Source organism: Serratia sp. HNCC26DJ206, from assembly GCF_057180605.1.
The window spans coordinates 1-564 of sequence record NZ_JBXUGP010000136.1; the positions used below are offsets into that span (position 1 = coordinate 1).

Below are 564 nucleotides of genomic sequence, written 5' to 3' on the forward strand. Positions count from 1 at the left end.
TGCCTCAATGTGAGGATTATCGGTAAGTCCCTCAAGATAGACCGCACCATCGAACCCGACAATGTAAGACTGTTTTTGCCCTTTGATAAACACCTCAGTCCCCACGGGTAAATACTCACCACGTTGATTAACCAACACCACTGCGGCAGCATATGCTGGCTTGATGGGAAACTCGACATAGCTTCCAGTTCGGTCTCTGGGAACTGCTACGGTGTTGGTATAGGCAATGTCATAGCCGGGGGGAAGCTCCAGGCTATCAATACTGAGCTGGTTCTTCTGATAGGAGTACAGAGGCGATACCAGCAGAAAACCCTCCTCATCTGTTTTCCCCACCAGGCGGTTTTCCAGCAGCACGGGCACGCCCGGTACTCCGGCAGTCGACACGACGGCAAAGGCATCATTCAGCTGTTTTGCCATAAAACTGTGCCTCTTCATCAGCACTACCGAGCCGCTGCCCCCCAGATAAAGGTCTGACTGGCTATTGGCCCCGGCGGTTAACCTGGCGCGTTGGGTCAGATACTCAATATCCGCCTGCGCCGTCTGGTTTCCTTTTTCTGACACTGT

1 protein-coding gene is annotated in these 564 nt (G+C 53.0%); it reads right to left on the minus strand.

Annotated features, from left to right (window positions below):
- The coding region (locus AC2A1E_RS24290) for a fimbria/pilus outer membrane usher protein (protein ID WP_484385891.1) at positions 1–564 on the minus strand (564 nt) is incomplete at both ends.